Here is a 23,452-nt window from a genome sequence, read left to right on the forward strand (position 1 = left end):
CTGCCGCCCGAGTTCCCTCTCCACGCCGAACGCCGACCGCTCTCGGAGGTCGGGCGGTCGGACCTGCCCGAAAGGTCGATCCGCATGCCCTCGTCCACACCGCGCCCGCCCCACGCGAGTCCTCCGCGTCCCCTCCGCCGCCTGCTGCTGGCGCTGGCGGCCGCCCTGCTGGTCGTCCCCTCGCGGCGTGCGGCGGCGGTGGCGCGGCCGCACCGGCCAGCGAGAAGGGCGTCCTCACGATCGCGATGACCGCGGCCGACGTACCGAGTCCCGACACGATCCTGGCCGGCGGCCAGGGCTACGAGGGCTACCGGTTCATGGGCAACTCGCTCTACGACTCCCTCACCAAGTGGGACCTCCAGCAGGGCGACGAGACGCCGGGGATCATCCCGGGGCTCGCCGAGTCCTGGGACATCGACGAGACCAGGACGAAGTGGACCTTCCACCTGCGCGAGGGCGTCACCTTCCACGACGGCACCCCGTTCGACGCCGACGCGGTCGTCTACAACTTCGACCGGTACATGAACCCCGAGGCGCCGCAGTACGACCAGACCGTCTCGGGCCGGGCCGGGCTGACCGCCGCCGGCGTCAAGTCCTACCGCAAGGTCGACGACAGCACGTTCGAGATCACCACCAACGGCGTGTGGTCGCACCTGCTGGAGGACATCGTGTTCCTCTACATCGCCAGCCCGACCGCGATCCAGACCTACGGCAAGGATTACGCCGACCACCCGGCCGGCACCGGCCCGTTCGCGTTCGAGTCCCTCACCCGCGGCCAGCAGGCCGTCCTCGTCGCCAACGAGGACTACTGGGGCGGCGCGCCGAAGGTCGACAAGCTGGTCCTCAAGGCCATGCCCGACGTCTCCGCCCGCCTGGCCGCGCTCCGCGCCGGCGAGGTGAACTGGGTCGAGGCGCCCAACCCCGACGACATCGCCGGCCTGGAGAGCGACGGCTACCAGGTCCTCACCAACTCCTACGACCACATCTGGCCGTGGATCCTCAACGTCCGGACCGGACCGCTCAGCGACGCCAAGGTGCGCCGCGCGCTGAACCTCGCGATCGACCGCGAGTCGATGGCCACGGACCTGCTCAAGGACACCGCGGACCCGGCCCTGCAGGTCGCCCCGAAGGCGAGCGCGGCGTACCGCGAGGACAACGACACCTTCTCCTACGACCCCGCCGAGGCCAAGCGGCTGCTCGCCGAGGCCGGCTACCCCGACGGCTTCTCGATGTCGGTCTCGTACCCGACGTCCGGCTCCGGCAACATGCAGCCCGGCCCGATGAACCAGCTGCTGCAGAGCGACCTGGCGAAGGTCGGCGTCAAGGTCGAGCTCAAGCCGATCGAGTGGGCCGCGATGCTCACCGAGTTCGAAACCGGGAAGATCCCGGACGACGCCGACGCGGTCAACATCTCGCTGACCTTCATCCAGGAGGCCTTCTGGGGCATGGGCTTCGCGACCGGTGGCTACACCAACGTCGGCGGCTACAGCAACCCCGAGGTCGACAAGCTCCTCGGCGAGGCCCAGGTCGAGCTCGACCACGACAAGCGCTACGACATCTACGCGCAGATCGCCGCCGTCGTCGACCAGGACGCGCCCTGGCTGGACGTCGTCAACGACCGCAACCCGCGCGCCCTGAGCCCCGACGTGAAGGGCTTCATCCAGCCCAAGTCGTGGTTCGTGGACCTCACCACCGTCAGCGTCGGCTGATCGAGCCGGCCGTACCACCCATCCGCAGCACTCTCCGCAGCACCGAAAGGACGGCATCGCCATGCCCGAGAACACCCCCACCGACCGCGAGATCGTGACCGCCCTGCTCGCGATGAACGGCATCAGCCCGACGCCCGAGGAGGTCGACCAGATGGTCGCCGCCTACCCGCAGAGCCGGGAGGGCGTCGAGGCGCTCTACACCATGCCCGGCGTCCGGTACGCCGAGCCCGCCGTCACCTTCGACCCGCGCGTCTGAACGGGAGCCTGCCATGACGACCACGCTCGAACCGGGCAGTGCCGCCCCCGCCGAGGCCGGCGCCACCTCCGGGATCGCCACGATCGCCGAGGCGGCGGCTGCCCTCCGCGCCGGCACGACGACCAGCGTCGACCTGGTCAACCAGGTCCTCGCCGTCGCCGACCGGCTCGACGCCGCCACCGGCATGTTCCTCGACCGCTACACCGAGTCCGCGCTCGCGGCGGCCGAGGCGGCCGACGCCGACCTCGCGGCGGGCAAGGACCTCGGCCCGCTGCACGGCATCCCACTCGGCATCAAGGACATCATCACCACCGCCGAGGGACCGACCACGGCGCAGAGCATGATCCACGACCGCACCGCCCTCGCGGGCGACGCCGTGGTGGTCGAGCGGCTGCGCTCGGCCGGCGGGATCGTGATGGGCAAGCTCACCACCTCCGAGTTCGCGATCGGGGCGCCCGACGGGTGGAGCGGGATGCCGGTGCCGCGCAACCCGTGGTCGCTCGAGCACTCGCCGGGCGGCTCCAGCGCGGGATCCGGTGTCGCGGTCGCCGCCGGCGGCGTGCTCGGCGCCCTCGGCACCGACACCGGCGGCTCCATCCGGATCCCCGCCGCCTACTGCGGCATCACCGGCCTGATGCCGACTTTCGGCCGGGTGCCGAAGTCGGGCTGCGTGCCGCTCGGGTTCAGCCTCGACCACATCGGACCGATGGCCCGCTCCGCCAAGGACTGCGCGCTGATGCTCGACGTCATGGCCGGGTACGACGCCAGCGACCTGTGTGCGATCGACGTACCCGCCGACGACTACTCCGGCGCGCTGACCGGCGACCTGACCGGCGTACGGATCGGCGTGGACCGGCTGGCCCGGTTCGGCGGGGACGCCGAGGACCCGGCCCTGCCCGGAGCCTTCGACGCCGCGGTCGCCGCCCTGGCCCAGCGGGGCGCCGAGATCGTGGAGATCGAGTTGCCGTTCTACGACGAGATGTCGACCGCCGACTGGGTGATCATGCTCAGCGAGGCACTCTCCTATCACCGCCCCGACCTGCAGTCACGATGGCTCGACTACGGCAGCGCCACGCGCCGGATGCTCAAGCAGGGCGCGCTCTACTCGGCGATGGACTACGTCCAGGCCCAGCGCGCGCGGACCGTCGGCGTCCAGGCTCTGAACGCCGTCTACGAGACCGTCGACCTGATCGTCACGCCCACCGCGGCCGCCGGTGCGCCGGCCATCGACGCGCTCTACCGGATGGCGGCGGCCCCTGGGAAGGGCCTGTTCTCCTCGATCTACACCGGCTACTGGGACACCACCGGGAACCCGGTGCTCAGCCTGCCCATCGGCCTCACCGCCGAGGGGCTGCCGCTCGGGCTGCAGATCGCGGGCCGGCCCTTCGAGGAGGCGCTCGTCCTCCGCGCGGGCGACGCCTACCAGCAGGTCTCCGACTGGCACCTGCAGGTGCCGACGACCTCTGTGGCGGTGGTGGCATGAGCGACGACAGCACCGTTCCTCTGACCCTGACCGGGGTGGCGGCCGCGCTGCGGGCCGGCACGGTGACCAGCGTCGAGCTGGTTCAGCGGGCCGTCGCCGTCGCGGATGCCCAGGACGCCGCGGTCGGGATGTTCGTGGACCGCTACACCGAGTCCGCCCTGGCGGCGGCGGAGGCGGCTGACGCGGATCTCGCGGCCGGTCGGGAGGTCGGGCCGCTGCACGGCATCCCGCTCGGCATCAAGGACATCATCACCACCCGCGAGGGCGTCACCACCGGGCAGAGCCTGGTGCACGACCGGGACGCGATGTCGGGCGATGCCGTCGTCGTGGACCGGCTCCGCTCCGCCGGCGGCATCGTGCTGGGCAAGCTGACCACGATGGAGTTCGCCATCGGCGCGCCGGACGAGACCAAGCCGTTCCCGATCCCGCGCAACCCCTGGCACCTCGAGCACTGGGCGGGCGGCTCCAGCTCCGGCTCGGGCAGCTCGGTCGCGACCGGTGCGGTGCTCGGCGCGCTCGGCACCGACACCGGCGGCTCGATCCGGATCCCCGCGTCCTTCTGCGGGATCTCCGGGCTGATGCCGACCTTCGGCCGCGTGCCGAAGTCGGGCTGCATCCCGCTCGGCTACAGCCTCGACCACATCGGACCGATGGCCCGCTCCGCCAGGGACTGCGCGGTGATGCTCGAGGTGATGGCGGGGTACGACGCCAGCGACCTGTGCGCGATCGACGTGCCGGCCGATGACTACTCCGGTGCGCTGAGCGGTGACCTGAGCGGTGACCTGAGCGGGGTGCGGATCGGGGTGGACCGGCTGGCCCGGATCTCCGGCGCGTACGAGGACCCGTCGCTCCCGGCGGCCTTCGACGCCGCCGTCGCCGTGCTGGAGGCGCGCGGCGCCACGGTCGTCGAGGTCGAGGTGCCGTTCTACGCGGAGATGTCGACGGCGGACATGGTCATCATGCTGAGCGAGGCCTTCGCCTATCACCGCCCGGACCTGCAGTCGCGGTGGGAGGACTACTTCGCCGCGCTCCGCAAGATCGTCGGCATGGCGGTGTTCTACACCGCCGCCGACGTCGTCCAGGCCCAGCGCGCCCGCACCGTCGGGATCCGGGCGCTGAACGCGGTCTACGAGACGGTCGACCTGATCGTCACCCCGACGGCCGCGGGCGGCGCGATGTCCTTCGAGGACCTCGCCCAGGGTCTCCTGGGACTGCGGAACCCCAGCTTCACCGGCTACTGGGACACCACCGGCAACCCGGTGCTCAGCGTTCCGATGGGATTCACGGCCGGCGGCCTGCCGCTCGGTCTCCAGGTCGCCGGCCGCCCGTTCGAGGAGGCCCTCGTGCTGCGTGCCGGCGACGCCTACCAACAGGCCACGGACTGGCACCTGCGGGTGCCGACGCCGGCCGAGCTCACGGAAGGAGCGGCGGCATGACCGTCACCGAACCCACCACCCCCACCACCGAGCACCTGACCATCGCCGACGCTGCTCGGGCGCTGCGCGACGGCACCGTCACCAGCGTCCAGCTCGCCGAGCAGGCGATCGCGGCCGCGGACCGCCTCGACGATCGGGTCGGCACCTATATCAGCCGCTACGACGAGACCCTGCTCGCGTCGGCCGCCGCCGCCGACGCCGACCTCGCGGCCGGCACGGACCTCGGTCCACTGCACGGGATCCCGCTCGGCATCAAGGACATCATCACCACCCGCGAGGGCGAGACCACCGCCCAGTCGCTGGTGCTGGACCGGTCCTGGGGACAGGGCGACGCGGTCGTCGTACGACGGCTCCGGGAGGCGGGCGGGCTGATCACCGGCAAGCTCACCACCATGGAGTACGCGATGGGCGCGCCGGACCCCGAGAAGCCGTTCCCGATCCCGCGCAACCCGTGGAACCTCGACCACTGGCCGGGCGGCTCCAGCTCGGGCACCGGCAGCGGCGTCGCGGCCGGCATGTTCCTCGGCGGTCTCGGCACCGACACCGGCGGCTCGATCCGGATCCCCGCCATGTTCTGCGGGATCTCCGGGCTGATGCCGACCTTCGGCCGGGTGCCGAAGTCGGGCTGCGTGCCGCTGGGCTACAGCCTCGACCACATCGGCCCGATGGCGCGGTCCGCCCACGACTGCGCCGTGCTGCTCCAGGCCCTCGCCGGGTACGACGCCAGCGACCTGTGCGCGATCGACGAGCCGGTCCCGGACTACGCGGCGGCGCTCACCGGCGACCTGACCGGACTGACGATCGGCGTCGACCGCACCAGCGGCGCCGACCTGGCGCCGTACGTCGATCCGGCGCTGGCGCCGGCCCTCGACGCCGCGATCGCGCAGCTGGAGGCCTGGGGCGCGAGCGTCGTCGACGTCACCCTGCCCCACTACGAGCTGACGATGGCCAGCCTGTGGCCGATCAACGCCGGCGAGTCGGGCGCCTACCACCGCCCCGACGCACAGACCCGGCTCGCCGACTACGCGCGGACCATCCGGCTGGGCCTGGGCAGCGGCACCTTCTTCAGCGGTGCCGACTACGTGCAGGCGCAGCGGGTGCGACGGGTGGCCACCCTGGCCGTGGCCGAGCTGTTCGGGCAGGTCGACCTGGTGCTGACGCCGTCCGCCTGGCAGGGCGCGCTGTCGATCGCGGATCTCACCGAGGGTGACAGCGCCTCCTGGATCCGGACCGTCAACACGCCGTACTGGGACGTCACCGGACACCCGGTGATCACCGTCCCCATCGGCTTCACCGGGGCCGGGCTCCCACTCGGCATGCAGCTGGCCGGTCGGCCGTTCGACGAGGCCACCGTTCTTCGCGCCGCCGACGCCTTCCAGAGGGACACCGACTGGCATCTCGCGGTCCCGGCGATCGCGGCCTGAGAATCGCGGCCTGAGAGGAGAGACATGACCACGGCACTGCTCGTCATCGACATGCAGAACGGCTTCGTCCACGACAAGGGCTCGCTGCCCAGCAACGGCAACGGGCTCCCGAACACCGCCGCGGTGATCGCCGAGAACCGGGACCTGATCGCGGAGGCGCGTCGCCTCGGCGTCCCGGTGATCTACACCCGGCACGTGTTCCGACCCGACTTCGTCGAGGCGCCCGCGCGGATGGAGATGCTGAAGACGATGGAGCCGGCCCCGCTCGTCCGCGGCTCCTGGGACGCCGAGGTGGTCGACGACCTCGCGCCCGCCGACGGGGACGTGATCATCGACAAGAGCCGGTACGACGCCTTCCTCTACACCGACCTGGAGACCGTGCTCCGCGGCAAGGGGATCACCCGGCTCCTGGTCACCGGCGTGGTCACCAGTGTCTGCGTCGAGTCGACGGTGCGCTCGGGCCACCAGCGCGACTTCGACATGCTCGTCGCCTCGGACTGCGTCTCGGCGCCGGAGTCCCAGCACGGGCCGGCGCTGGAGGTGATGGCCGCGGTGTTCGCCGAGGTCGCGCCGTGGCGCGAGCTCGTGGCGGCCCACCTGCGCTGATCCCGCCGCCCCGGTGGGTCAGGGGAGGGCGTAGCGGCCGTCGGGCTGCTCGGCCACCAGGCCGTCCGCGATGAGCGAGGCGAGGGCGCGCTCCCGCTGGGGCACGTCGTCCCAGGCGGCGTCGAGGCGCTCCTTGGGCACGCTGCCGTGGGTGTCGCGGAGCACGGCGAGCAGCCGGCCACGGCACTGGCGGTCGGTGCCGGCGTAGGTCTGCACGGGGCGCGGCGGGCCGTCGTACGCCGGGGCGCCGGCCTGCTGCCAGGCGCAGGCGTCGGTGACGGGGCAGCCGCCACAGCGGGGACGGTCGGCGGTGCAGACGAGGGCGCCGAGCTCCATCACGGCGACCGACCAGGTCGCCGCGGTCGGCGGGTCGGCCGGCAGCAGCTCCGCGCCGAGGTCGCGCTCGGCGCGGGTCACCGAGCGCGCCGGGAACTCCGTGCCGGTCACGGTGCGCGCCAGCACCCGCCGGACGTTGGTGTCGAGGACGACCTGGCGCTGGCCGTACGCGAACGCCGCGACCGCGGCGGCCGTGTAGTCGCCGACGCCCGGCAGCGCCAGGAGGTCGTCGTAGGAGTCCGGGACCACGCCGCCGTGGTGCTCGGTGATCGCCGTCGCCGCGGCGTGCAGCCGCAGCGCGCGCCGCGGGTAGCCGAGCCGTCCCCAGGCCCGGACCGCCTCGCCCGACGGCTCCGCCGCCAGCGCGACCGGGGTCGGCCAGCGGGCCAGCCAGGCCTCGTGGACCGGCAGCACCCGCGCGACCGGCGTCTGCTGGAGCATGAACTCGCTGACCAGCACCGACCACGGCGTCGCGTCGGGGCGCCGCCACGGCAGGTCGCGGGCGTGCTCGTCGTACCAGCGCAGGATCGGCTCGACCAGGGTGCTCGTCGTCATCGCAGGTTCATTGTGACCTGTCGATCACGGCGCGCCACGCCGGGACCGGCGGGTCAGCGAGGATCGCGGGTCGCGGCTGGCTACCGTCGTCCCATGTCCACGTCCCGCCGTCCGGGCGCCGCTCGCGGTGCGGCGACCCGAGGACCGCTCCCGCCGGGGGTGTACTGGCGGCGCCGGGTGTTCGTGCTCGGCCTCGCCTTCGCGCTCGTGTTCGTGATCGCCCGCCTGCTCACCGCGGGCAGCGACGGCCGCTCGGGCGAGCAGCCGGCGGCGGAGCAGGCCGGTGGCCGGGTCGAGGTGACCGGGACCGTCACCGCCGGCGAGGACGCCGCCGCCGCGGAGACGGGCGGCTCGGAACCGGCCGACCCGGTCGGCGCGGCCGACCCGGGCGGGACCGAGCCCGCCACGGTGCCCACCACGCCCACCCTCGCCGAGCCCCAGGGGGAGTGCACCCCGTCCGACGTCCTCGTCACGCCGTCGATCGCCGAAGGCGCCGTGGCCGGACGCGACGTCCCGGTGACGCTCTCGCTGCAGACCCGCAAGTCGGAGGCGTGCACCTGGCAGGTCGCCGGCGACAGTGTCGTCGTGAAGGTCTCCCAGGGCGGCAAGGACGTGTGGACCACCCGTCAGTGCCCCAAGGCGGTGCCCGCCCAGCCGGTCGTCGTACGACAGGCCGTGGCGACCGTCGTCCAGCTCACCTGGCCCGAGGCCCGCGAGTCCACCGACGGCTGCACCCGCAACGCCGGCTGGGCGAAGCCCGGGAAGTTCACCATCGCCGCCGCCGCGCTCGGCGGTGAGCCCGCGGAGGCCCAGTTCGCGCTCGGCGCGCCGGCTCCGGAGACGATCCAGGTGACGCTGAAGGAGAAGAGGACCAAGAAGGCCAAGAAGCCGAAGACGCCGACGAACTGACCGACTCGCTCCCGGGTCCGTTTGCGGCGCGGGAGCCGGGGGAGGAGCGGTCTGTGCACACGTCGCGAATCGCCGGGACCGCAGCCGGCCTGTTGCTGGCCGTCGCTCTGACCGGATGCGGTGGCTCGCCCGGCGACGCCAGCAGTGAGGACTTCTGCGCCGTCTGGAAGGCGGACTCCGGGAACGACGTCGACGCCGTACGGGACCGGGCCGAGGACCTCGACGAGGTCGGGACGCCCGGTGACATCGACGACGCGGCACGGAACGGGTTCGAGGTGTTCGTCGAGCAGCTCGGCGAGGTCGACGAGGCGCAGCTCAGGGAGCTCGACCAGGTGGCGGCGGACGCGTCCGGCCTCGCCGACGTCTACGGGATCGACGAGGACGACGCCGCCGACGTCATCGCCTTCTTCGACTACGCCAACGGGACCTGCGCCGACGCGGGATGAGCCGGTGACCGGCCTCAGACGTAGCGCTCGAGGATGGTCGACTCGGCGAGGCGGCTGAGGCCCTCGCGGACGCTGCGGGCACGGAGCTCGCCGACGCCCTCGACGGCCTGGAGGTCGTCGATGCCGGCCGAGAGCAGCTTCTGCAGGGTGCCGAAGTGGTCGACCAGGCCCTCGATGACGGCGGTGGGCAGGCGCGGGACCTTGGTCAGCAGGCGGTACCCACGCGGGGCGACCGCGCCGTCGAGGTGCTCGCCGGTGCCGATGCCGAGCACCCGGGCGACGGCCGAGGGGTCGACCAGGTCGGTGGAGGAGAGCTGCTCCAGCTTGGTGAGCAGGTCGAGGGGGTCGCGGCTGCGGCGGCGGGAGGGGACGTAGTCGCGGATGACCAGCTCGCGCTCGGTGTCGACGCCGGTCACCAGCTCCTCGAGCTGGAGCGCGAGCAGGCGGCCGTCGGTGCCGAGCTCGAGGACGTAGTCCTCGATCTCGCGGGCGATCCGGCTGACCATCTCCAGGCGCTGGGCGACGACGGCGACGTCGCGCACGGTCACCAGGTCCTCGATCTCCAGCGCGGACAGGGTGCTGGAGACCTCGTCGAGGCGCAGCTTGTAGCGCTCCAGGGTCGCCAGCGCCTGGTTGGCGCGGGAGAGGATCTGGCCGGAGTCCTCGAGCACGTGGCGGGTCTCCCCGACGTACGCGGCGATGATCTGCATCGACTGCGACACCGAGATCACGGGATGGCCGGTCTGCTTGGCGACCCGGTCGGCGGTGCGGTGGCGGGTGCCGGTCTCCTCCGACGGGATGCTCTGGTCGGGCATCAGGTGCACGGCCGCCCGGATGATCCGGTTGACGCCGCCGTCGACGATGATCGCGCCGTCCATCTTGGCGAGCTCGCGCAGGCCGGTGGCGGTGAACGGCACGTCGAGCTCGAACCCGCCCGTGCACAGGCTGTCGACCAGCCGGTCCTGCCCGAGCACGATCAGCGCGCCGGTGCGCCCACGGAGGATCCGCTCGAGCCCGTCGCGCAGGGGCGTACCCGGTGCGATGGACGCGAGGGCCTCGCGGAGTCGGGGGTCGGCCGACGTGACCACTGGGTTGCTCCCTGCTCGATGTGCTGCTCGGACGTAGGTCACCCTATCCGCGCGGTGCCGTGGTCATGCGTGGATATCCGGGTCTGGTGGGTCTCGGGGCTGGTTTCGTCTCGTGGTTGGTCTGGGCAGCCGCACGGTAGCCGACCGTCCCCCGCCGTCAAGGACCGTCGCTTCGCTCCGTCCGCTGCGCCGCGGCTTTCGGCCGCCCCGCCCATCGGCCTGCGGGCCACCGCCGACGCCGTTGCGCTCGCGCCCGCCGACGTGCCGCCCGCCGATGCGCCCGCCGCTGACGCGCCTGCCCTGCGCCGGGCGGCCGCAGGCGACGCGGCGGCCCGCTACTCGACCACCTCCAAGGCGTGCTTCGTCCGGCGGTCGAGGTGGAGGGCGGCCAGCGCCGAGGCGACGTCGGGGACCTCGACGACCCGCATGCCGTCGACGGTCCGCTCGCCGCCGGTGCGTCGGACCCCCTGGGCGGTGCCGGGGTCGGCGGGGACCACGGCCATCGCGAAGCCGAGGCGGGCGGCCTCGGCGAGTCGCTGGGGGAGGTCGCGGACCCGGCGCAGCTCGCCGGAGAGCCCGATCTCGCCGAGCGCGACCACGCCGGCCGGTGGCGCGCTGACGAAGTGGGCGGAGGCGATCGCGACGGCGAGGGCGAGGTCGGCGCCGGGGTCGCTGAGCCGGGCGCCGCCGACGGTGGAGGCGAACACGTCGTGCTGGTGGAGCCGGATGCCGCAGTACTGCTGGAGCACGGCGAGGATCATCGCCAGCCGGGAGCCGTCGACGCCCGAGGTGGTACGGCGGGGGCGCTCGGCGGGGGAGAGGGTCACCAGGCCCTGCACCTCGGCGAGCAGCGGGCGTCGTCCCTCCATGGAGACGGCGACGCACGTGCCGGGGACGCGGCCGTGATGGCGCTCGACGAAGATGCCGGTCGGGTCCTCGACGGTGCGGATGCCGTCGGGGCCGAGGTCGAAGCAGCCGACCTCGTCGACCGGGCCGAACCGGTTCTTGACCGCGCGGAGCATCCGGAAGCGGGAGTTGCGGTCGCCCTCGAAGTGCAGGACGACGTCGACGAGGTGCTCCAGCACCCGCGGCCCGGCGATCGCGCCGTCCTTGGTGACGTGCCCGATCATCACGACGGTGATGTCGCGGCTCTTCGCCATCCGCACCAGCGCCTGCGCGACCTCCTTGACCTGGGTGACCCCGCCCGGGACGCCGTCGACCCCCGAGGCGCCGATGGTCTGCACCGAGTCGATCACGACGGTGCTCGGCCGAACCTGCTCGATGTGGGTGAGCACCGCCCCGAGGTCGGTCTCGGCGGCGAGGTAGAGCTGGTCGTGGATGCCGCCCGTGCGGTCGGCGCGCAGCCGGACCTGGGCGGCCGACTCCTCGCCGGTGACGTAGAGCGTGCGCTGCCGGGCGGCGGCGGTCCGGGCGGCGACCTCCAGCAGCAGGGTCGACTTGCCGACGCCGGGCTCGCCGGCGAGGAGGACCGCGGCGCCGGGCACCAGCCCGCCGCCGAGGACCCGATCGAGCTCGGGCACCCCGGAGCGGTGGTGGACGGCCCGCTCCGCCGAGACCTGGCCGATGGGCACTGCGGCGTGCGTGACGGGCGCGGCCGTCGTACGGCTCGACGAACCGGACGAGGCGACCGCGACCTCGGACACCGAGCCCCACGCCTGGCACTCGCCACAGCGGCCCACCCAGCGCGCGGTGGACCAGCCGCACTCGCCGCAGCGGTAAGTCGAACGTGTTTTCGAACCAGCCATGGGCACGACAGTAGAGCAGAGTGCCGACGCAACCGCCCTGGCGCGCGGTGGCTGTGGAAAAACGCCGTGACAGAATCGTGCGGTGGACACCCCTCGACCGCCGGCGACGCTCGCCGACGTCGCCGAGCGGGCCGGCGTCTCCCGGCAGACCGTGTCCAACGCGATCAACAACCCCGACCTGCTGCGACCCGACACGCTCACCCGGGTGCAGCAGGCCATCGAGCACCTCGACTACACGCCCAACCAGGCGGCGCGGCACCTGCGCACCCGCTCCTCGCACCTGGTCGGCCTGCGGCTGAGCCCGGCGCAGGAGTTCACCGCCAACATGGCGATGGACCGGTTCGTGCACGCGCTCGTGGAGGCCTCGCGCGAGGCGGGCTACCACGTGCTGCTGTTCTCCGGCGGCCGCGTCGCGGAGGGGGAGCAGCCCGACCCCCTCGGCGGGTACGACGACCTCCTCCGCTCCACGGCCGTGGACGCGTTCGTGGTGACCGACACCTACCTCGGCAACCCGCAGACGGTCGGCCTGGCCCGGAGGAGGGCGCCGTTCGTGGCGTTCGGGCGGCCGTGGGACGACCCGGCGGCGAGCCATCCGTGGGTGGACGTCGACGGCGCGGCCGGCGTCGAGGCCGCGACCGAGCACGTCCGTGAGCAGGGACACGAGCGGATCGCCTGGCTGGGCTGGCAGCCCGGCTCGCGGATCGGCGAGGACCGGCGGGCGGGCTGGCACCGCGCGATGACCGCCCTCGGCCTGCCGACCGCCGGCCTGGAGGCGGCCGTCGAGGACAGCGTGCTGGCCGGCGGCCGGGCGGCCGCGTCGCTGCTCGAGTCGAGCGCGCCGACGGCGTTCGTGTGCGCGTCCGACACGCTCGCGGTCGGAGTGCTCGGGGCGCTGTCCGACCGCGGGCTGGAGCCGGGCCGCGACGTGGCGGTGGTCGGCTTCGACGACTCCCAGGTCGCCCAGGTGATGGGCCTGACGTCGGTCCGGCAGCCGTTGGAGGAGGTGGCGGTCCACCTCGTCGCGGCGCTCCGCACACTGCTGGCGCCCGGCCACGCCGCCCAGAGCGGCGTGCTCCTCCAGCCCGCCCTCCAGGTGAGGACCTCCAGCGTCCGGTAGCCCGCACCGCTCACCGCCGACACCAGCGTCTTGTCGCCAGGAAACCTCGGATGACGCCTATCTCGACCGCGTGGCCGGCAGCGTGGCGCCCGCGCGAAGCGCATCGAGGACGCCCGCGGTCCGAGCGAAGCGAGGACCGTGCGGCGCCCTCGATCCGGCGACACGCTCGGCCAAACCAGCTCAGAATGTCTTCGACCAGAGGTTGACGGCGTAGTCGACCTCGACGCCCTCGTGCTCGCGCAGCACCTCGTCGGCGAGCTCGCGGGTGAACTCGATCCGTACGACGGCCTCCAGGTCCGCGCGCGACGCGAACCGCCAGCCCATGTCGACGCGGTCGAGGGTCCAGCCGCGCAGGCTCCAGAACCGCTCGGTCTCCTCGGGCGGGTCGAGATGGGGGTACCCGCGCCGGAACCAGCCGCCGAAGGTCGAGCGGGAGCCGTCGTTGTCGATGACCAGCGCGACCCCGCCCCGGCGTACGACGCGGTCCAGCTCGGCGAGGCCGGGCTCGCAGCCGCGGCCGAAGAAGTACGCCCACCGCGCGTGGACCACGTCGACGGACGCGTCGGGCAGGGGGATCTCCTGAGCGGTGCCGCGCAGCACCTCCGCGTCGGCGACCCCGCGGGTGCGCAGCCGGCGGCCGGCGAGCTTGGCGAGCCCGGCGTGCGGCTCGACGCCGACGACCTTCGCAGCGGTCGATGCGAAGGCGGGCAGGTGGAAGCCGGTGCCGCAGCCGAGGTCGAGCACGACCCGGCCGTCCCAGTCGGCGCGCCGACGCATCGCGGACCACAGTCGTCCGTCCGGGTCGGCGGCGCGGTTCTCGAGCTCGTACGTCGCCGTGTGGTGCCAGATGTTGGGGCTGGGGATGGTGCCCCGGGGCTGCATCAGGTCGAACGGACGAGCGTCAGATGCGGACGATGCCGTCCGGGGTGAGCACCTGCGCGGCGAGGATGCCGGGCGTGCCGTGCGGGGCGACCCACTCGACCTTCACGTCCTCCAGCGGCGCCTCGACGGTCTCGCCGAGCCACTCGCTGACCCGCTGCGGGTCGCCGGCGATCTCGATGCCGGCCAGCGACACGCTGCCGTCGGCGCCGGTCGAGGGGTGCAGGTCGGCCGGGACGTCCCACTGCAGGAAGAACGGCAGCTGCGGGTCGGCGATCAGGCCGTTGATGCCGATCTGCTTCCAGCGCAGCTCGGTGCCGTCGGGGCGGTGCCGCGAGCCGGGTACGGCGGACCGGCCGAGCCGCTGCTCGACGATCGCGATGTCCGGGACGGCCACGGCCCAGCCGAGCCAGCCGCCGCCGAGGGCGGAGCGGGCGCGCACGGCCTGGCCGAACGGCGCCTTGTCGGAGGCGGGGTGGTCGAGCACCTCGACCACTTCGAGGTAGGTGCTGTCGGTCAGCGGGAGGATCATGTTGCGGGTGCCGAAGCGCGGGTGCACGCCGCCGTCGACGAACTCACGCCCGATCACTGCGCCCAGGCGGGCAGCAGTGCTCTCGAGTCCGTCGGGTCCTGCCGCGTAGGAGAGATGGTCCAGGCGCATGCCAGACATTCTGAGCATGCCCGCAGAGGTCCGACGAATCGGGGTCGCTGTCTCTTGACGTCGAGAAGGCTGCGGGAGCGCTCAACGGGGGTCGGCGGGGTGCAGTGCGAGCGCCGATCGCGAGCGCAGATGGGCCTCGCAGTGGCGCACCAGCTCGTCGTACGCCTCCCGCCCCATCAGCGCGACGAGCTCGGCCTCGTTGGTGACGTAGACCGGCTCGACGCCCACGTGGGCCTCGGTGTTGCCGGAGCAGTACCAGTCCAGGTCGTGGCCCCCGGGTCCCCAGCCGCGGCGGTCGTACTCGGTGATGGTCACCTCGACGTACGACGACCCGTCCATCCGCTCGATCTCGGCGAAGGTACGGCGGATCGGGAGCTGCCAGCACACGTCCGGCTTGGTCTCCAGGGGGTTGCGCCCGAGCTCGAGCGCGAGGCCGTGCAGGGCGCAGCCGGCGCCGCCGGCGAAGTCGGTGCGGTTGGCGAACACGCACGAGCGCTGGCCGCCGACCTCGTGCATGCGCGTCTTCCGCTCGCCGTCCTCGTCCTTCTCGACCCAGTCCTTGCGCTTCACCGGCCGGCCGGGGTGGAACTGCCAGTGCTCCGGCGTCAGCTGCCGCACGAAGCCCTCGACCCGCTTCTCGTCGGCCTTGTCGGCGAAGTGCGCGCCGAGCGTGCAGCAGCCGACGTCGGGGGAGTCGGCGTAGATGCCGGCGCAGCCGCTGCCGAAGATGCAGGTGAAGGACGACGTGAGCCAGGTGAGGTCGCACTTGAGGACCTCGGTCTCGTCGGCCGGGTTGGTGAACTCCACCCACGCGCGGGGGAAATCGAGCGGGACCTCGGGCACTCGCCCCAATCTAGTGGAGCCCTGGTCATCCTGGCTCATTGCGCTAGTACCGTGGACGTATGCGTCTGGGTGTGCTCGACATCGGCTCGAACACCGGCCACCTCCTGGTGGTCGACGCCCACGGCGGCGCGGCGCCGTTGCCGGCGTACTCCTACAAGGAGCCGCTGCGCCTCGCCGAGCACCTCGACGAGCACGGCGACGTGTCGCCGACCGGCATCGACGCCCTGACGGCGTTCACCGCGCAGGCGCTCGTCGTGGCCGAGGAGAAGGGCTGCGAGGAGATGCTCTCGTTCGCCACCTCCGCGGTCCGCGACGCCGGCAACTCCGAGGAGGTGTTGGCCCACGTCGAGGCGCAGACCGGCGTACGGATCGCGGTGCTGCCGGGCGAGGACGAGGCGCGGCTGACGTTCCTCGCCGTACGACGGTGGTTCGGCTGGTCGGCCGGGCGGCTGGCGGTCTTCGACATCGGCGGCGGGTCCCTGGAGATCGCGGCCGGGTCCGACGAGCGGCCGGACGTCGCGTGGTCGCTGCCGCTGGGGGCGGCCCGGCTGGCGCGCTCGGAGTTCGCGGCGCAGCCGGACGAGGACCAGCTGCGGCAGATCCGGCGCCGGATCCGCGCCGACATCGCCCGCGACGCCGGCCACCTGCTGCGGGCGGGCGCGACGCACCGGGCGTCGGCGACGTCGAAGACCTTCCGCTCCCTGGCCCGGATCTGCGGCGCCGCGCCGTCGGCCGAGGGACAGCTGGTGCCGCGCGTGCTCCCGTTGGCGGAGCTGCGGCAGTGGATCCCCAAGCTGGTGGCGATGACGCCGGAGGAGTTGGCGGCGCTGCCGGGCGTCTCGCCCAGTCGCACCCACCAGATCGTGCCGGGCGCGCTCGTCGCCGAGGCGTGCATGGACATCTTCGACCTCCCCGAGCTGGAGGTCTGCCCGTGGGCCCTGCGCGAGGGCGTGATCCTCGAGCGGATCGACAAGCTCAGCGTCAACGACCCGTCATGAGTGTCGGCGGGCCGGGGCGTCCCCGGATCGGGCTCTCCACGAGCTCGGTCTACCCGGAGTCGACCGCCCACGCCTTCGCGTACGCCGCGTCCGTCGGCTACGAGGCGGTCGAGGTGATGGTCGGCATCGACGCGCTGTCCCAGCAGGTCGACGCCGTCCGGCAGCTGTCCGAGCACCACGGCGTGCCGATCAGCGCGATCCACGCGCCCTGCCTGCTGTTCACCCAGCGGGTCTGGGGCGTGGAGCCGTGGGGCAAGCTCGAGCGCTCGGCCGCGATGGCGCAGGCGGTGGGCGCCGAGGTCGTCGTCGTGCACCCGCCGTTCCGCTGGCAGCGGGAGTACGCCCGCGACTTCGTCAACGGGATCGCCGCACTGGAGGAGTCCTCGGGCATCGCGTTCGCCGTCGAGAACATGTACCCGTGGCGGGCCTCCCGGCGCCGGCTCGAGATGTACCTGCCCGGCTGGGACCCCTCCTCCGAGCCGTACGCCAACACCACGATCGACCTCTCCCACGCGGCGATCGCGCAGTCCGACCCGGTCGCGATGGCCGAGCGACTCGGCCCCGGCTGCGGCACGTCCACCTCACCGACGGCACCGACTCCGCGAAGGACGAGCACCTCGTGCCGGGGCGCGGCGACATGGGCGCGGCGGAGTTCCTGCGGCACCTGGCGGGCACCGGCTTCGCCGGCGAGGTCGTGCTCGAGATCAACACCCGGCGCTGCGTGGACCGCGACGAGCGGGAGGCCGACCTGCGCGAGTCGCTGGAGTTCGCGATCGAGCACCTGACCGTCGTACCGGCCGACGCCGGGGACGGCGCGTGACCTCGTCGGTCCGAGGGGGCCGGGGCCGCCGGCCCGGGAGCCCCGACACCCGCGCGGCGATCCTGGCCGCGGCACGCGCCCGCTTCGCGGCGGCCGGATTCGCGGGTACGACGATCCGCGCCGTCGCGGGGGATGCCGGTGTGGACCCGGCGCTGGTGCACCACTACTTCGGCTCCAAGGACGACCTGTTCGTGGCCGCGCTGGAGCTGCCGGTCGACCCCCGGTCGGTGCTGGCCGAGCAGGTCGTCGGGCCGGTCGAGGGCGCCGGAGAACGGCTGCTCCGCGCGCTGCTCGGCGTCTGGGACGACCCGTCCGTGCAGCCCGCGCTGCTGGCGATGGTGCGCCGGCTGCTCGAGCCCGGCGGCGACGCGCTGTTCCGTGAGGGCTTCCTGCCGGTCGTGCTCGTGCCGCTCGGCAGCGCGCTCGGCGTCGACGCCCCGGAGCGGCGGATGCAGCTGGTCGCCAGCCAGGTGATCGGCCTGCTCGTGCTGCGGTATGTCGTCCACGCCGAGCTCCTCGTCGCCATGGACGTCGACGCGCTGGTGGCGGTGTACGCGCCGGTGCTGGACGGCTTCCTCACCGGCCCGCTGTAACACGTGGTCCACCCCTCTACCCGCCCGTTCTCCTCGGCTCACGGCCCATTGGAACGTTCCAGACCGACGTGGACAACGTGTTACATGGCCGTCGTGGTTGCGCCCGACCCACCCCGAGGCGCATTATTCATCACATGGTGAATTCCATCGTCGAGATCGCCGGGCTGCGCGTGGTGCGCGGCGGCCGGGTGGTGCTCGCCGGCCTCGACCTCGACATCGGGCCCGGCGTGACCGGGCTGCTCGGCCCGTCGGGCTGCGGCAAGTCCACGCTGCTGCGCAGCATCGTCGGCGTGCAGCGGGTGGCGGCCGGCACGGTCACGGTCCTCGGGAGGCCCGCGGGCAGCCGGCCGCTGCGGGACCGCGTCGGGTACCAGACCCAGTCCTCCAGCGTGTACGACGACCTGACCGTCGCCGAGAACCTCCGCTTCTTCGCCCGGGTGCTGGGCCTGCCGCCCGCCGTCGCCGAGGAGGCCCTGGCGGCGGTGGACCTGGGCAGCCACCGCGACGCGGTGGTCGGGCGCCTCAGCGGCGGCCAGCGGTCCCGGGTCGGGCTGGCCGTGGCGCTGCTCGGGACGCCCGCGCTGCTGGTGCTGGACGAGCCGACGGTCGGCCTGGACCCGGTGCTCCGCCGCGATCTGTGGGCGCTCTTCCACCGGATCGCCGCCGCCGGGACCGCCGTCCTCGTGTCGAGCCACGTGATGGACGAGGCGGAGCGCTGCGACGCGCTGCTGCTGATGCGCGAGGGCCGGATCATCGCTCACGGTCCACCCGCCGAGATCAAGGCGGCGCAGGGCGTGGACGACATCGAGTCCGCCTTCCTCGGCCTGGTCGAGGGAGGCCCCGCATGACGCCCCGGGTGACGCTCGCGATCGCCGTACGGGTGCTGACGCAGCTGCGGCGCGACCACCGCACGCTGGCCATGCTGCTCGTGCTGCCCTGTCTCCTGCAGGCGCTGCTGTGGTGGATCTTCCAGGACACGCCGATCGTCTTCGACCGGATCGGGCCGGCCCTGCTGGCGATCTTCCCGTTCTTCGTGATGTTCCTCGTCACCAGCATCACCACCCTGCGCGAGCGCTCGGGCGGCACCCTGGAGCGGCTCTTCACCATGCCGATGGGGCGCCTGGACTTCCTGGCGGGCTACGCGCTCGCGTTCGGCGCGGTCGCCGCGGTGCAGGCGGCCCTCGCCGCCGGCGTCGCGATCGGGCTGCTCGACCTCGACCTCCGCGGCCCGGACGCCCTGCTGGTGCTGGTCGGGGTCGCCGACGCCGTGCTCGGCACCGCGCTCGGGCTGTTCGTCTCCGCCTTCGCCCGCACCGAGTTCCAGGCGGTGCAGTTCCTGCCCGCGGTGGTGGTGCCGCAGATCCTGCTCTGCGGGCTGCTGGTGCCGCGCGACCGGCTGCCCCGGGTGCTGGAGGTGGTCGCCGACGTGCTGCCGCTGACCTGGGCGGTCGACGCGATGGAGCATCTCGCGACCACGACCCGGACCGGCGAGGTCTTGCGCGATGTCGCGATCGTGGTGGCTTTCGCCCTCGCCGCGCTCGCCCTCGGAGCGGCGACGCTGCAACGCCGTACCGACTGACGGAGATCGCCGGAAAGCCCGTAGTTTTGGGGCATGCGACCGGTCCGGGACTCCCTGACGCTGCTGTCCCGCAGCGCGCCGGCGCGGCGGGTCGTGCGCCGGTTCGTGGCCGGCGAGCGGGTCGACGACCTCGTGCGGGTCGTCGCCGAGCTGGCGGCGGACGGGTTCCCCGTCAGCGTCGCCCACCTCGGTGCGCCCGCGCACCCGGAGGTGCAGGCGGTCGCAGCCGTCGCGGAGTACCGGACGCTCCTCGACCGGCTCTCCGACGCGGGCCTCGCGGCCGGCGCCGACGTGACGATCCGGTCCGACCTGCCGGGCGAGTCGGCGCTCTCGGTCGCCCGCAAGGTCTGCCGTACGGCGGCCCGGGTCGGCGCGACCGTGACGATCGCCCCGCCCGAGGCGGGGGAGGTCGACCGGACGCTCGCGCTGGTCGCGGCGCTGCGGCAGGATTTCCCCGACGTCGGCGTCGCGCTGTCCGCTGCGCTGCCTCGCACCGAGGACGACTGCCGGGCGCTCGCCGTCCCCGGGAGCCGGGTGCGGATCGAGCGCGGCGGCCCGGACGCCGACTCCGCGGAGGTCGACAAGGCCTACGTGCGTTGCCTCAAGGTGCTGCTCGCGGGCGAGGGGTACCCGGTCATCGCCACCCACGACCCGCGCCTGATCGAGATCGCCGGCGCCCTGGCCAGTCGCTACGGCCGGGCGCCGTCGACGTACGAGCTCCAGCTGCCCTACGGCATCCGCTCCGCCGAGCAGCGGCGGCTGGTCGCGAGCGGGGAGCGGGTGCGGGTCTACCTGCCGTACGGCGCCGCGTGGCACGGCTACCTGATGCGCAGAGTGTTCAGCCGGCAGCGCGGCGAGAGTCACTTCGACGGAAGCTTGCTTCCCAGGCTTGTGACGAAGACGCGCTCGGCCAGAGTGGCGGAGCGTCCCGCGAACCTGAGACTCTTCCTCACGTCGTTGGTCTCCAGAAGGTGAGTGAGCAGGGCGTGGGCGAGAAGCGGACCGCTGTCATCGGTGCGGGTGTGATGGGGGAGACCCTGCTGTCCGGCCTGATCCGGGCCGGCCGGAGCGCCGAGGCGCTCGTGGTCGTCGAGAAGCGGCCCGAGCGCGCCGCCGAGCTCGCCGAGAGGTACGGCGTGCGCGTGGTCGACGACGTCGCCGCCGCCGCCGAGGCCGACACCGTGCTCCTCGTCGTCAAGCCGCAGGACATGGCCGACGTGCTCGCCGAGCTCGCGCCGACCCTGCACGCCGGCCAGCTGCTCGTCTCGCTGGCCGCCGGGATCACCACCGGGTTCGTGGAGTCCCGTGTGCCGGACGGCATCGCCGTCGTCCGGGTCATGCCGAACACGCCCGCCCTCGTCGACCAGGGCATGGCCGCGATCTCGCCGGGCACCCACTGCGACGACGGCCACCTCGCCGAGGCCGAGGAGCTGATGGCCTCGGTCGGCCGCGTGGTGCAGGTGCCGGAGAAGCAGCAGGACGCGGTCACCGCGATCAGCGGCTCCGGGCCGGCGTACGTCTTCTTCATGGTCGAGTCGATGATCGAGGCCGGCGTCCACCTCGGCCTGCCGCGCACCATCGCCCAGGAGCTGGTCGTGCAGACCCTGGTCGGCTCCGCCACCATGCTCCGCGAGACCGGCGAGCACCCGGCCGTGCTGCGCGAGCAGGTCACCTCGCCGGGCGGTACGACGGCCGCGGCGCTGCGCGAGCTCGAGGTCCACCGCGTGCGGGCGGCGTTCCTGGCGGCGCTGGAGGCGGCCCGGGACCGCTCGCGCGAGCTCGGCAGCTGACGTCCGGCCGATGAGGCGTCTCGGGGTCGCGCTCGTCGTGCTGTTGGCCCTGCCGGCGTGCGGTGGGCCCGGCGACGCCGAGATCCGGGAGCACGCCGAGCGGGGCGCGGACCGGGCCCGGCCGCTGGCCGACGCGTTCGCCGCCGAGTTCGACGCCTCGCCCGAGACGGTCGCGGACGAGATCGTGCACTGCCGGGGCAAGGCGCCCGACGACGCGTCCGAGGAGCTCGACTACGTGCTCCACCTCGACTTCGACGACGCCGACGAGGCCCACCTCGCCGAGGTCGCGGCGGCCTACGAGGCGGACGGCTGGCGCACCCGGGTCAGCGACTTCGGGGTCCGCTTCCTCCTTCGGGAGGACATCGTGCTGAGCCTGTCCCGGGAGGGCGACCGAGCCGTCGTCACCGGCTCCGCGGGCTGCTGGCCCGAGTGACCCCGGCGCTGCCTCGGACGTCCAGCTCGGTCAGCTCGGCCAGCCCACGCACGGTCCGCACTCGGACGCCGGCCCGGCGGGCGTCGTACCGCCCGGACCGGTCGAGCAGCCGCGCCTGCAGGCCCGCGCGCTGGGCGCCCACGACGTCGTGGCGCAGCGAGTCGCCGACCATGAGGGTGGCGGCCGGATCGGCGCCGAGGCCGGCGCAGGCGGTGAGATAGGAGCGCGGGTCGGGCTTGGCGGCGGGCAGCGCGGAGGAGGCGAAGACGGGGACGTCGGGGCGCAGCAGGCCGGTCCGGCGCAGCTTGCCGGTCTGGATGGCGTGGTCGCCGTTGGTGAGGATGCCGACCGGGATCCCGGCGGACCGGGCCCGGTCGATCGCCGCCGCGGCGTCGTCGAACGCCCGCTGTGCGGCCTGGTAGCAGCCCAGGAAGCCCTGGAAGACGTCGTCGGCCAGCGCGTCGTCGGCGAGGTCCCAGCCCGGCAGGAACTCGCGGATGCGGACCCGCCGCTGCTCGGTGTAGGTCAGCTCGCGGCGCTGGGCCCGCTCGTAGTGGCGCGTCTCGAGCACGAACCAGCGCTCGACGTGGCCCTCCAGCTCGGTCTCGGTCTCCGCCAGCCCGAGTCCGGCCAGCCACGTGCGCACGCCGCGGTCGGCGGCGCCGCGGTGGTCGACCAGGGTGTCGTCCAGGTCGAGGAGCAGGGCCCGGATCGTCATGCGGAGCAGTCTGCCAGCGGCCACCGACAGCCCTCACAGCCCCATCGCGTCCCTCGCGGCGGCGAGCACCGGGGCGGTCACCTCGCGGCAGCGCTCCGCCCCGCGGCGGTAGACCTCGTCCACGTGGGCGGGGTCCGCGGCCAGCTCCCGGTAGCGCTCCTGTAGCGGCGCCAGCTCCGCCACGACCGCGTCGGCGACCGCCGCCTTGAGGGCGCCGTACGTCGTGATCCCCTCCGCCGAGCCGCCGCAGGCCGCGAGGATCTCCAGCAGGTTGGTGACACCCGGCTTGGTCGCGCGGTCCGTGCGCACCGCGTCCAGCCCGGTGTCGGAGTCGGTGACCGCGCGGGCCACCTTCCGTCGTACGACGTCGGGTGGGTCGAGCAGTGCGATCGAGCCGGCGCCGGGACCGGACTTGCTCATCTTGCGGGTCGGCTCGGCGAGGTCCATCACCCGCGCGCCGGCCGGCGGGACCGTGATCTCGGGGACGGTGAACACCGGGCCGTAGGTCGTGTTGAACCGCAGCGCGAGGTCGCGGGCGAGCTCGACGTGCTGGCGCTGGTCGTCGCCGACCGGGACCTGCTCGGCGCTGTAGAGCAGGATGTCGGCGGCCATCAGCACGGGATAGGTGAACAGCGAGGACCGCACCGACTCCCGGCGCCGGGACTTCTCCTTGAACTGAATCATTCTGCCCAGCTCGCCCGTGGTCGCGACGCACTCGAGCAGGAACGCCAGCTCGGCGTGCGCCGGCACGTGGCTCTGCCGGAACAGCGTGCTCCCGTCGAGGCGGGCGGCGAGGAGCAGCGTGGCCTGCTCGGCGATCGCGGCGCGCAATGTGTCGGGGGAGCGGGGCATGGTGAGCGCGTGCAGGTCGGAGATGCCGTAGAAGCAGTCCGCCTCGGCCTGGGCGGCGCGCATCGGGCGCAGGGCGCCGAGCAGGTTGCCGAGGGTGAGGCGGCCGCTCGGGGTGAGGAGGGAGAGGCGTCGGGACATGGGTGCTCCTGGGAGTG

The 23,452-nt window shown here is 73.4% G+C and carries 24 protein-coding genes and 1 pseudogene; 17 read left to right on the forward strand and 8 right to left on the reverse strand.

Features of this window, described 5'->3' with window-relative positions; translation table 11 throughout:
- Positions 1 to 245 precede the first annotated feature (245 nt).
- From FIV44_RS19530 to FIV44_RS19555, 6 genes are all read left to right on the forward strand, one after another.
- Positions 246 to 1,709, forward strand: coding sequence for an ABC transporter substrate-binding protein (locus tag FIV44_RS19530; protein ID WP_181410699.1), 1,464 nt, complete (start codon positions 246 to 248; stop codon positions 1,707 to 1,709).
- Positions 1,710 to 1,770: 61 nt separating this feature from the next.
- Positions 1,771 to 1,965, forward strand: coding sequence for a hypothetical protein (locus tag FIV44_RS19535; protein ID WP_141005904.1), 195 nt, complete (start codon positions 1,771 to 1,773; stop codon positions 1,963 to 1,965).
- A gap of 13 nt (positions 1,966 to 1,978) precedes the next feature.
- Positions 1,979 to 3,448 (forward strand): amidase, encoded by a 1,470-nt coding sequence (locus FIV44_RS19540; protein ID WP_141005905.1) that lies wholly within the window; start codon positions 1,979 to 1,981, stop codon positions 3,446 to 3,448.
- A complete protein-coding gene (locus tag FIV44_RS19545; RefSeq protein WP_141005906.1) occupies positions 3,445 to 4,884 on the forward strand; it encodes an amidase in 1,440 nt (479 codons plus the stop codon). The genes FIV44_RS19540 and FIV44_RS19545 overlap by 4 nt, the downstream gene beginning before the upstream one ends.
- Positions 4,881 to 6,308, forward strand: coding sequence for an amidase (locus FIV44_RS19550; RefSeq protein ID WP_141005907.1), 1,428 nt, complete (start codon positions 4,881 to 4,883; stop codon positions 6,306 to 6,308). The genes FIV44_RS19545 and FIV44_RS19550 overlap by 4 nt, the downstream gene beginning before the upstream one ends.
- 24 nt (positions 6,309 to 6,332) lie before the next feature.
- Entirely contained in the window at positions 6,333 to 6,914 is a 582-nt protein-coding gene (locus FIV44_RS19555) for a cysteine hydrolase family protein (protein WP_141005908.1), read from the forward strand.
- A gap of 18 nt (positions 6,915 to 6,932) precedes the next feature.
- Here the strand turns inward: FIV44_RS19555 and FIV44_RS19560 are convergent, their stop codons facing one another.
- Entirely contained in the window at positions 6,933 to 7,805 is an 873-nt protein-coding gene (locus tag FIV44_RS19560) for an HhH-GPD family protein (RefSeq protein ID WP_141005909.1), read from the reverse strand.
- A gap of 93 nt (positions 7,806 to 7,898) precedes the next feature.
- On the opposite strand from FIV44_RS19560, the gene FIV44_RS19565 reads away from it, so the two are divergent.
- Together FIV44_RS19565 and FIV44_RS19570 are read left to right on the forward strand one after the other, a co-directional pair.
- The gene (locus tag FIV44_RS19565) at positions 7,899 to 8,714 is read left to right on the forward strand and encodes a hypothetical protein (RefSeq protein WP_141005910.1); all 816 of its coding nucleotides are present in this window, start codon (positions 7,899 to 7,901) and stop codon (positions 8,712 to 8,714) included.
- Positions 8,715 to 8,767: 53 nt separating this feature from the next.
- On the forward strand, positions 8,768 to 9,160 hold the full coding sequence (locus tag FIV44_RS19570; RefSeq protein ID WP_141005911.1) for a hypothetical protein: 393 nt from the start codon (positions 8,768 to 8,770) through the stop codon (positions 9,158 to 9,160).
- Positions 9,161 to 9,174: 14 nt separating this feature from the next.
- Here FIV44_RS19570 and disA read toward each other — a convergent pair whose 3' ends face one another.
- Together disA and radA are read right to left on the reverse strand one after the other, a co-directional pair.
- Positions 9,175 to 10,248, reverse strand: coding sequence for a DNA integrity scanning diadenylate cyclase DisA (disA, locus tag FIV44_RS19575; RefSeq protein ID WP_141005912.1), 1,074 nt, complete (start codon positions 10,246 to 10,248; stop codon positions 9,175 to 9,177).
- 335 nt (positions 10,249 to 10,583) lie between these two features.
- Complete coding sequence (radA, locus tag FIV44_RS19580; RefSeq protein WP_141005913.1) at positions 10,584 to 12,014, reverse strand: DNA repair protein RadA; 1,431 nt, start codon at positions 12,012 to 12,014, stop codon at positions 10,584 to 10,586.
- Between the two features lie 82 nt (positions 12,015 to 12,096).
- On the opposite strand from radA, the gene FIV44_RS19585 reads away from it, so the two are divergent.
- Positions 12,097 to 13,131 carry a LacI family DNA-binding transcriptional regulator gene (locus tag FIV44_RS19585; RefSeq protein ID WP_141005914.1) on the forward strand — a complete coding sequence of 345 codons (1,035 nt, stop codon included), beginning with the start codon at positions 12,097 to 12,099 and terminating at the stop codon, positions 13,129 to 13,131.
- 180 nt (positions 13,132 to 13,311) lie between these two features.
- Here the strand turns inward: FIV44_RS19585 and FIV44_RS19590 are convergent, their stop codons facing one another.
- The 3 genes from FIV44_RS19590 to FIV44_RS19600 form a co-directional block, all read right to left on the reverse strand.
- Positions 13,312 to 14,013 carry a class I SAM-dependent methyltransferase gene (locus FIV44_RS19590; RefSeq protein WP_141005915.1) on the reverse strand — a complete coding sequence of 234 codons (702 nt, stop codon included), beginning with the start codon at positions 14,011 to 14,013 and terminating at the stop codon, positions 13,312 to 13,314.
- A gap of 19 nt (positions 14,014 to 14,032) precedes the next feature.
- Positions 14,033 to 14,671, reverse strand: a complete 639-nt coding sequence (locus FIV44_RS19595) for a VOC family protein (protein WP_141005916.1) — start codon at positions 14,669 to 14,671, stop codon at positions 14,033 to 14,035.
- 81 nt (positions 14,672 to 14,752) lie between these two features.
- Complete coding sequence (locus FIV44_RS19600; RefSeq protein ID WP_141005917.1) at positions 14,753 to 15,514, reverse strand: DUF3109 family protein; 762 nt, start codon at positions 15,512 to 15,514, stop codon at positions 14,753 to 14,755.
- Between the two features lie 59 nt (positions 15,515 to 15,573).
- Between FIV44_RS19600 and FIV44_RS19605 the strand changes: the two genes are divergently transcribed.
- From FIV44_RS19605 to FIV44_RS19640, 8 genes and pseudogenes are all read left to right on the forward strand, one after another.
- On the forward strand, positions 15,574 to 16,512 hold the full coding sequence (locus tag FIV44_RS19605) for a Ppx/GppA family phosphatase (RefSeq protein WP_141005918.1): 939 nt from the start codon (positions 15,574 to 15,576) through the stop codon (positions 16,510 to 16,512).
- A gap of 116 nt (positions 16,513 to 16,628) precedes the next feature.
- A pseudogene (locus FIV44_RS19610) lies at positions 16,629 to 17,332 on the forward strand (sugar phosphate isomerase/epimerase family protein).
- The gene (locus tag FIV44_RS19615) at positions 17,329 to 17,925 is read left to right on the forward strand and encodes a TetR/AcrR family transcriptional regulator (RefSeq protein ID WP_141005919.1); all 597 of its coding nucleotides are present in this window, start codon (positions 17,329 to 17,331) and stop codon (positions 17,923 to 17,925) included. Before FIV44_RS19610 ends, FIV44_RS19615 begins: the two are co-directional and overlap by 4 nt.
- A gap of 134 nt (positions 17,926 to 18,059) precedes the next feature.
- Positions 18,060 to 18,773 carry an ABC transporter ATP-binding protein gene (locus tag FIV44_RS19620; protein WP_141005920.1) on the forward strand — a complete coding sequence of 238 codons (714 nt, stop codon included), beginning with the start codon at positions 18,060 to 18,062 and terminating at the stop codon, positions 18,771 to 18,773.
- Positions 18,770 to 19,504 (forward strand): ABC transporter permease, encoded by a 735-nt coding sequence (locus FIV44_RS19625; RefSeq protein ID WP_141005921.1) that lies wholly within the window; start codon positions 18,770 to 18,772, stop codon positions 19,502 to 19,504. Before FIV44_RS19620 ends, FIV44_RS19625 begins: the two co-directional genes overlap by 4 nt.
- Positions 19,505 to 19,537: 33 nt before the next feature.
- A complete protein-coding gene (locus FIV44_RS19630; RefSeq protein ID WP_141005922.1) occupies positions 19,538 to 20,479 on the forward strand; it encodes a proline dehydrogenase family protein in 942 nt (313 codons plus the stop codon).
- Positions 20,476 to 21,294, forward strand: a complete 819-nt coding sequence (proC, locus tag FIV44_RS19635) for a pyrroline-5-carboxylate reductase (protein WP_281285747.1) — start codon at positions 20,476 to 20,478, stop codon at positions 21,292 to 21,294. Before FIV44_RS19630 ends, proC begins: the two co-directional genes overlap by 4 nt.
- A 10-nt stretch (positions 21,295 to 21,304) precedes the next feature.
- Complete coding sequence (locus tag FIV44_RS19640) at positions 21,305 to 21,727, forward strand: hypothetical protein (protein ID WP_141005923.1); 423 nt, start codon at positions 21,305 to 21,307, stop codon at positions 21,725 to 21,727.
- Here FIV44_RS19640 and FIV44_RS19645 read toward each other — a convergent pair.
- Both FIV44_RS19645 and trpS read right to left on the reverse strand, forming a co-directional pair.
- Positions 21,696 to 22,445, reverse strand: coding sequence for an HAD family hydrolase (locus FIV44_RS19645; protein WP_141005924.1), 750 nt, complete (start codon positions 22,443 to 22,445; stop codon positions 21,696 to 21,698). The two genes, FIV44_RS19640 and FIV44_RS19645, sit on opposite strands and share 32 nt — an antisense overlap.
- Positions 22,446 to 22,478: 33 nt before the next feature.
- Complete coding sequence (gene trpS / locus FIV44_RS19650; protein WP_141005925.1) at positions 22,479 to 23,435, reverse strand: tryptophan--tRNA ligase; 957 nt, start codon at positions 23,433 to 23,435, stop codon at positions 22,479 to 22,481.
- Positions 23,436 to 23,452 lie beyond the last annotated feature (17 nt).

It is taken from the genome of Nocardioides humi (genome assembly GCF_006494775.1).
GTDB lineage: Bacteria > Actinomycetota > Actinomycetes > Propionibacteriales > Nocardioidaceae > Nocardioides > Nocardioides humi.

Coding starts and splice junctions, on each gene's coding strand:
- FIV44_RS19620 (WP_141005920.1), top strand. CDS start 18,060: ATGGTGAATTCCATCGTCGAGATCGCCGGGCTGCGCGTGGTGCGCGGC.
- FIV44_RS19560 (WP_141005909.1), bottom strand. CDS start 7,805: ATGACGACGAGCACCCTGGTCGAGCCGATCCTGCGCTGGTACGACGAG.
- FIV44_RS19630 (WP_141005922.1), top strand. CDS start 19,538: ATGCGACCGGTCCGGGACTCCCTGACGCTGCTGTCCCGCAGCGCGCCG.
- FIV44_RS19590 (WP_141005915.1), bottom strand. CDS start 14,013: ATGCAGCCCCGGGGCACCATCCCCAGCCCCAACATCTGGCACCACACG.
- FIV44_RS19625 (WP_141005921.1), top strand. CDS start 18,770: ATGACGCCCCGGGTGACGCTCGCGATCGCCGTACGGGTGCTGACGCAG.
- FIV44_RS19530 (WP_181410699.1), top strand. CDS start 246: ATGACCGCGGCCGACGTACCGAGTCCCGACACGATCCTGGCCGGCGGC.
- FIV44_RS19545 (WP_141005906.1), top strand. CDS start 3,445: ATGAGCGACGACAGCACCGTTCCTCTGACCCTGACCGGGGTGGCGGCC.
- FIV44_RS19640 (WP_141005923.1), top strand. CDS start 21,305: ATGAGGCGTCTCGGGGTCGCGCTCGTCGTGCTGTTGGCCCTGCCGGCG.
- FIV44_RS19535 (WP_141005904.1), top strand. CDS start 1,771: ATGCCCGAGAACACCCCCACCGACCGCGAGATCGTGACCGCCCTGCTC.
- trpS (WP_141005925.1), bottom strand. CDS start 23,435: ATGTCCCGACGCCTCTCCCTCCTCACCCCGAGCGGCCGCCTCACCCTC.
- FIV44_RS19605 (WP_141005918.1), top strand. CDS start 15,574: ATGCGTCTGGGTGTGCTCGACATCGGCTCGAACACCGGCCACCTCCTG.
- radA (WP_141005913.1), bottom strand. CDS start 12,014: ATGGCTGGTTCGAAAACACGTTCGACTTACCGCTGCGGCGAGTGCGGC.
- FIV44_RS19555 (WP_141005908.1), top strand. CDS start 6,333: ATGACCACGGCACTGCTCGTCATCGACATGCAGAACGGCTTCGTCCAC.
- FIV44_RS19540 (WP_141005905.1), top strand. CDS start 1,979: ATGACGACCACGCTCGAACCGGGCAGTGCCGCCCCCGCCGAGGCCGGC.
- FIV44_RS19550 (WP_141005907.1), top strand. CDS start 4,881: ATGACCGTCACCGAACCCACCACCCCCACCACCGAGCACCTGACCATC.
- FIV44_RS19645 (WP_141005924.1), bottom strand. CDS start 22,445: ATGACGATCCGGGCCCTGCTCCTCGACCTGGACGACACCCTGGTCGAC.
- FIV44_RS19595 (WP_141005916.1), bottom strand. CDS start 14,671: ATGCGCCTGGACCATCTCTCCTACGCGGCAGGACCCGACGGACTCGAG.
- FIV44_RS19565 (WP_141005910.1), top strand. CDS start 7,899: ATGTCCACGTCCCGCCGTCCGGGCGCCGCTCGCGGTGCGGCGACCCGA.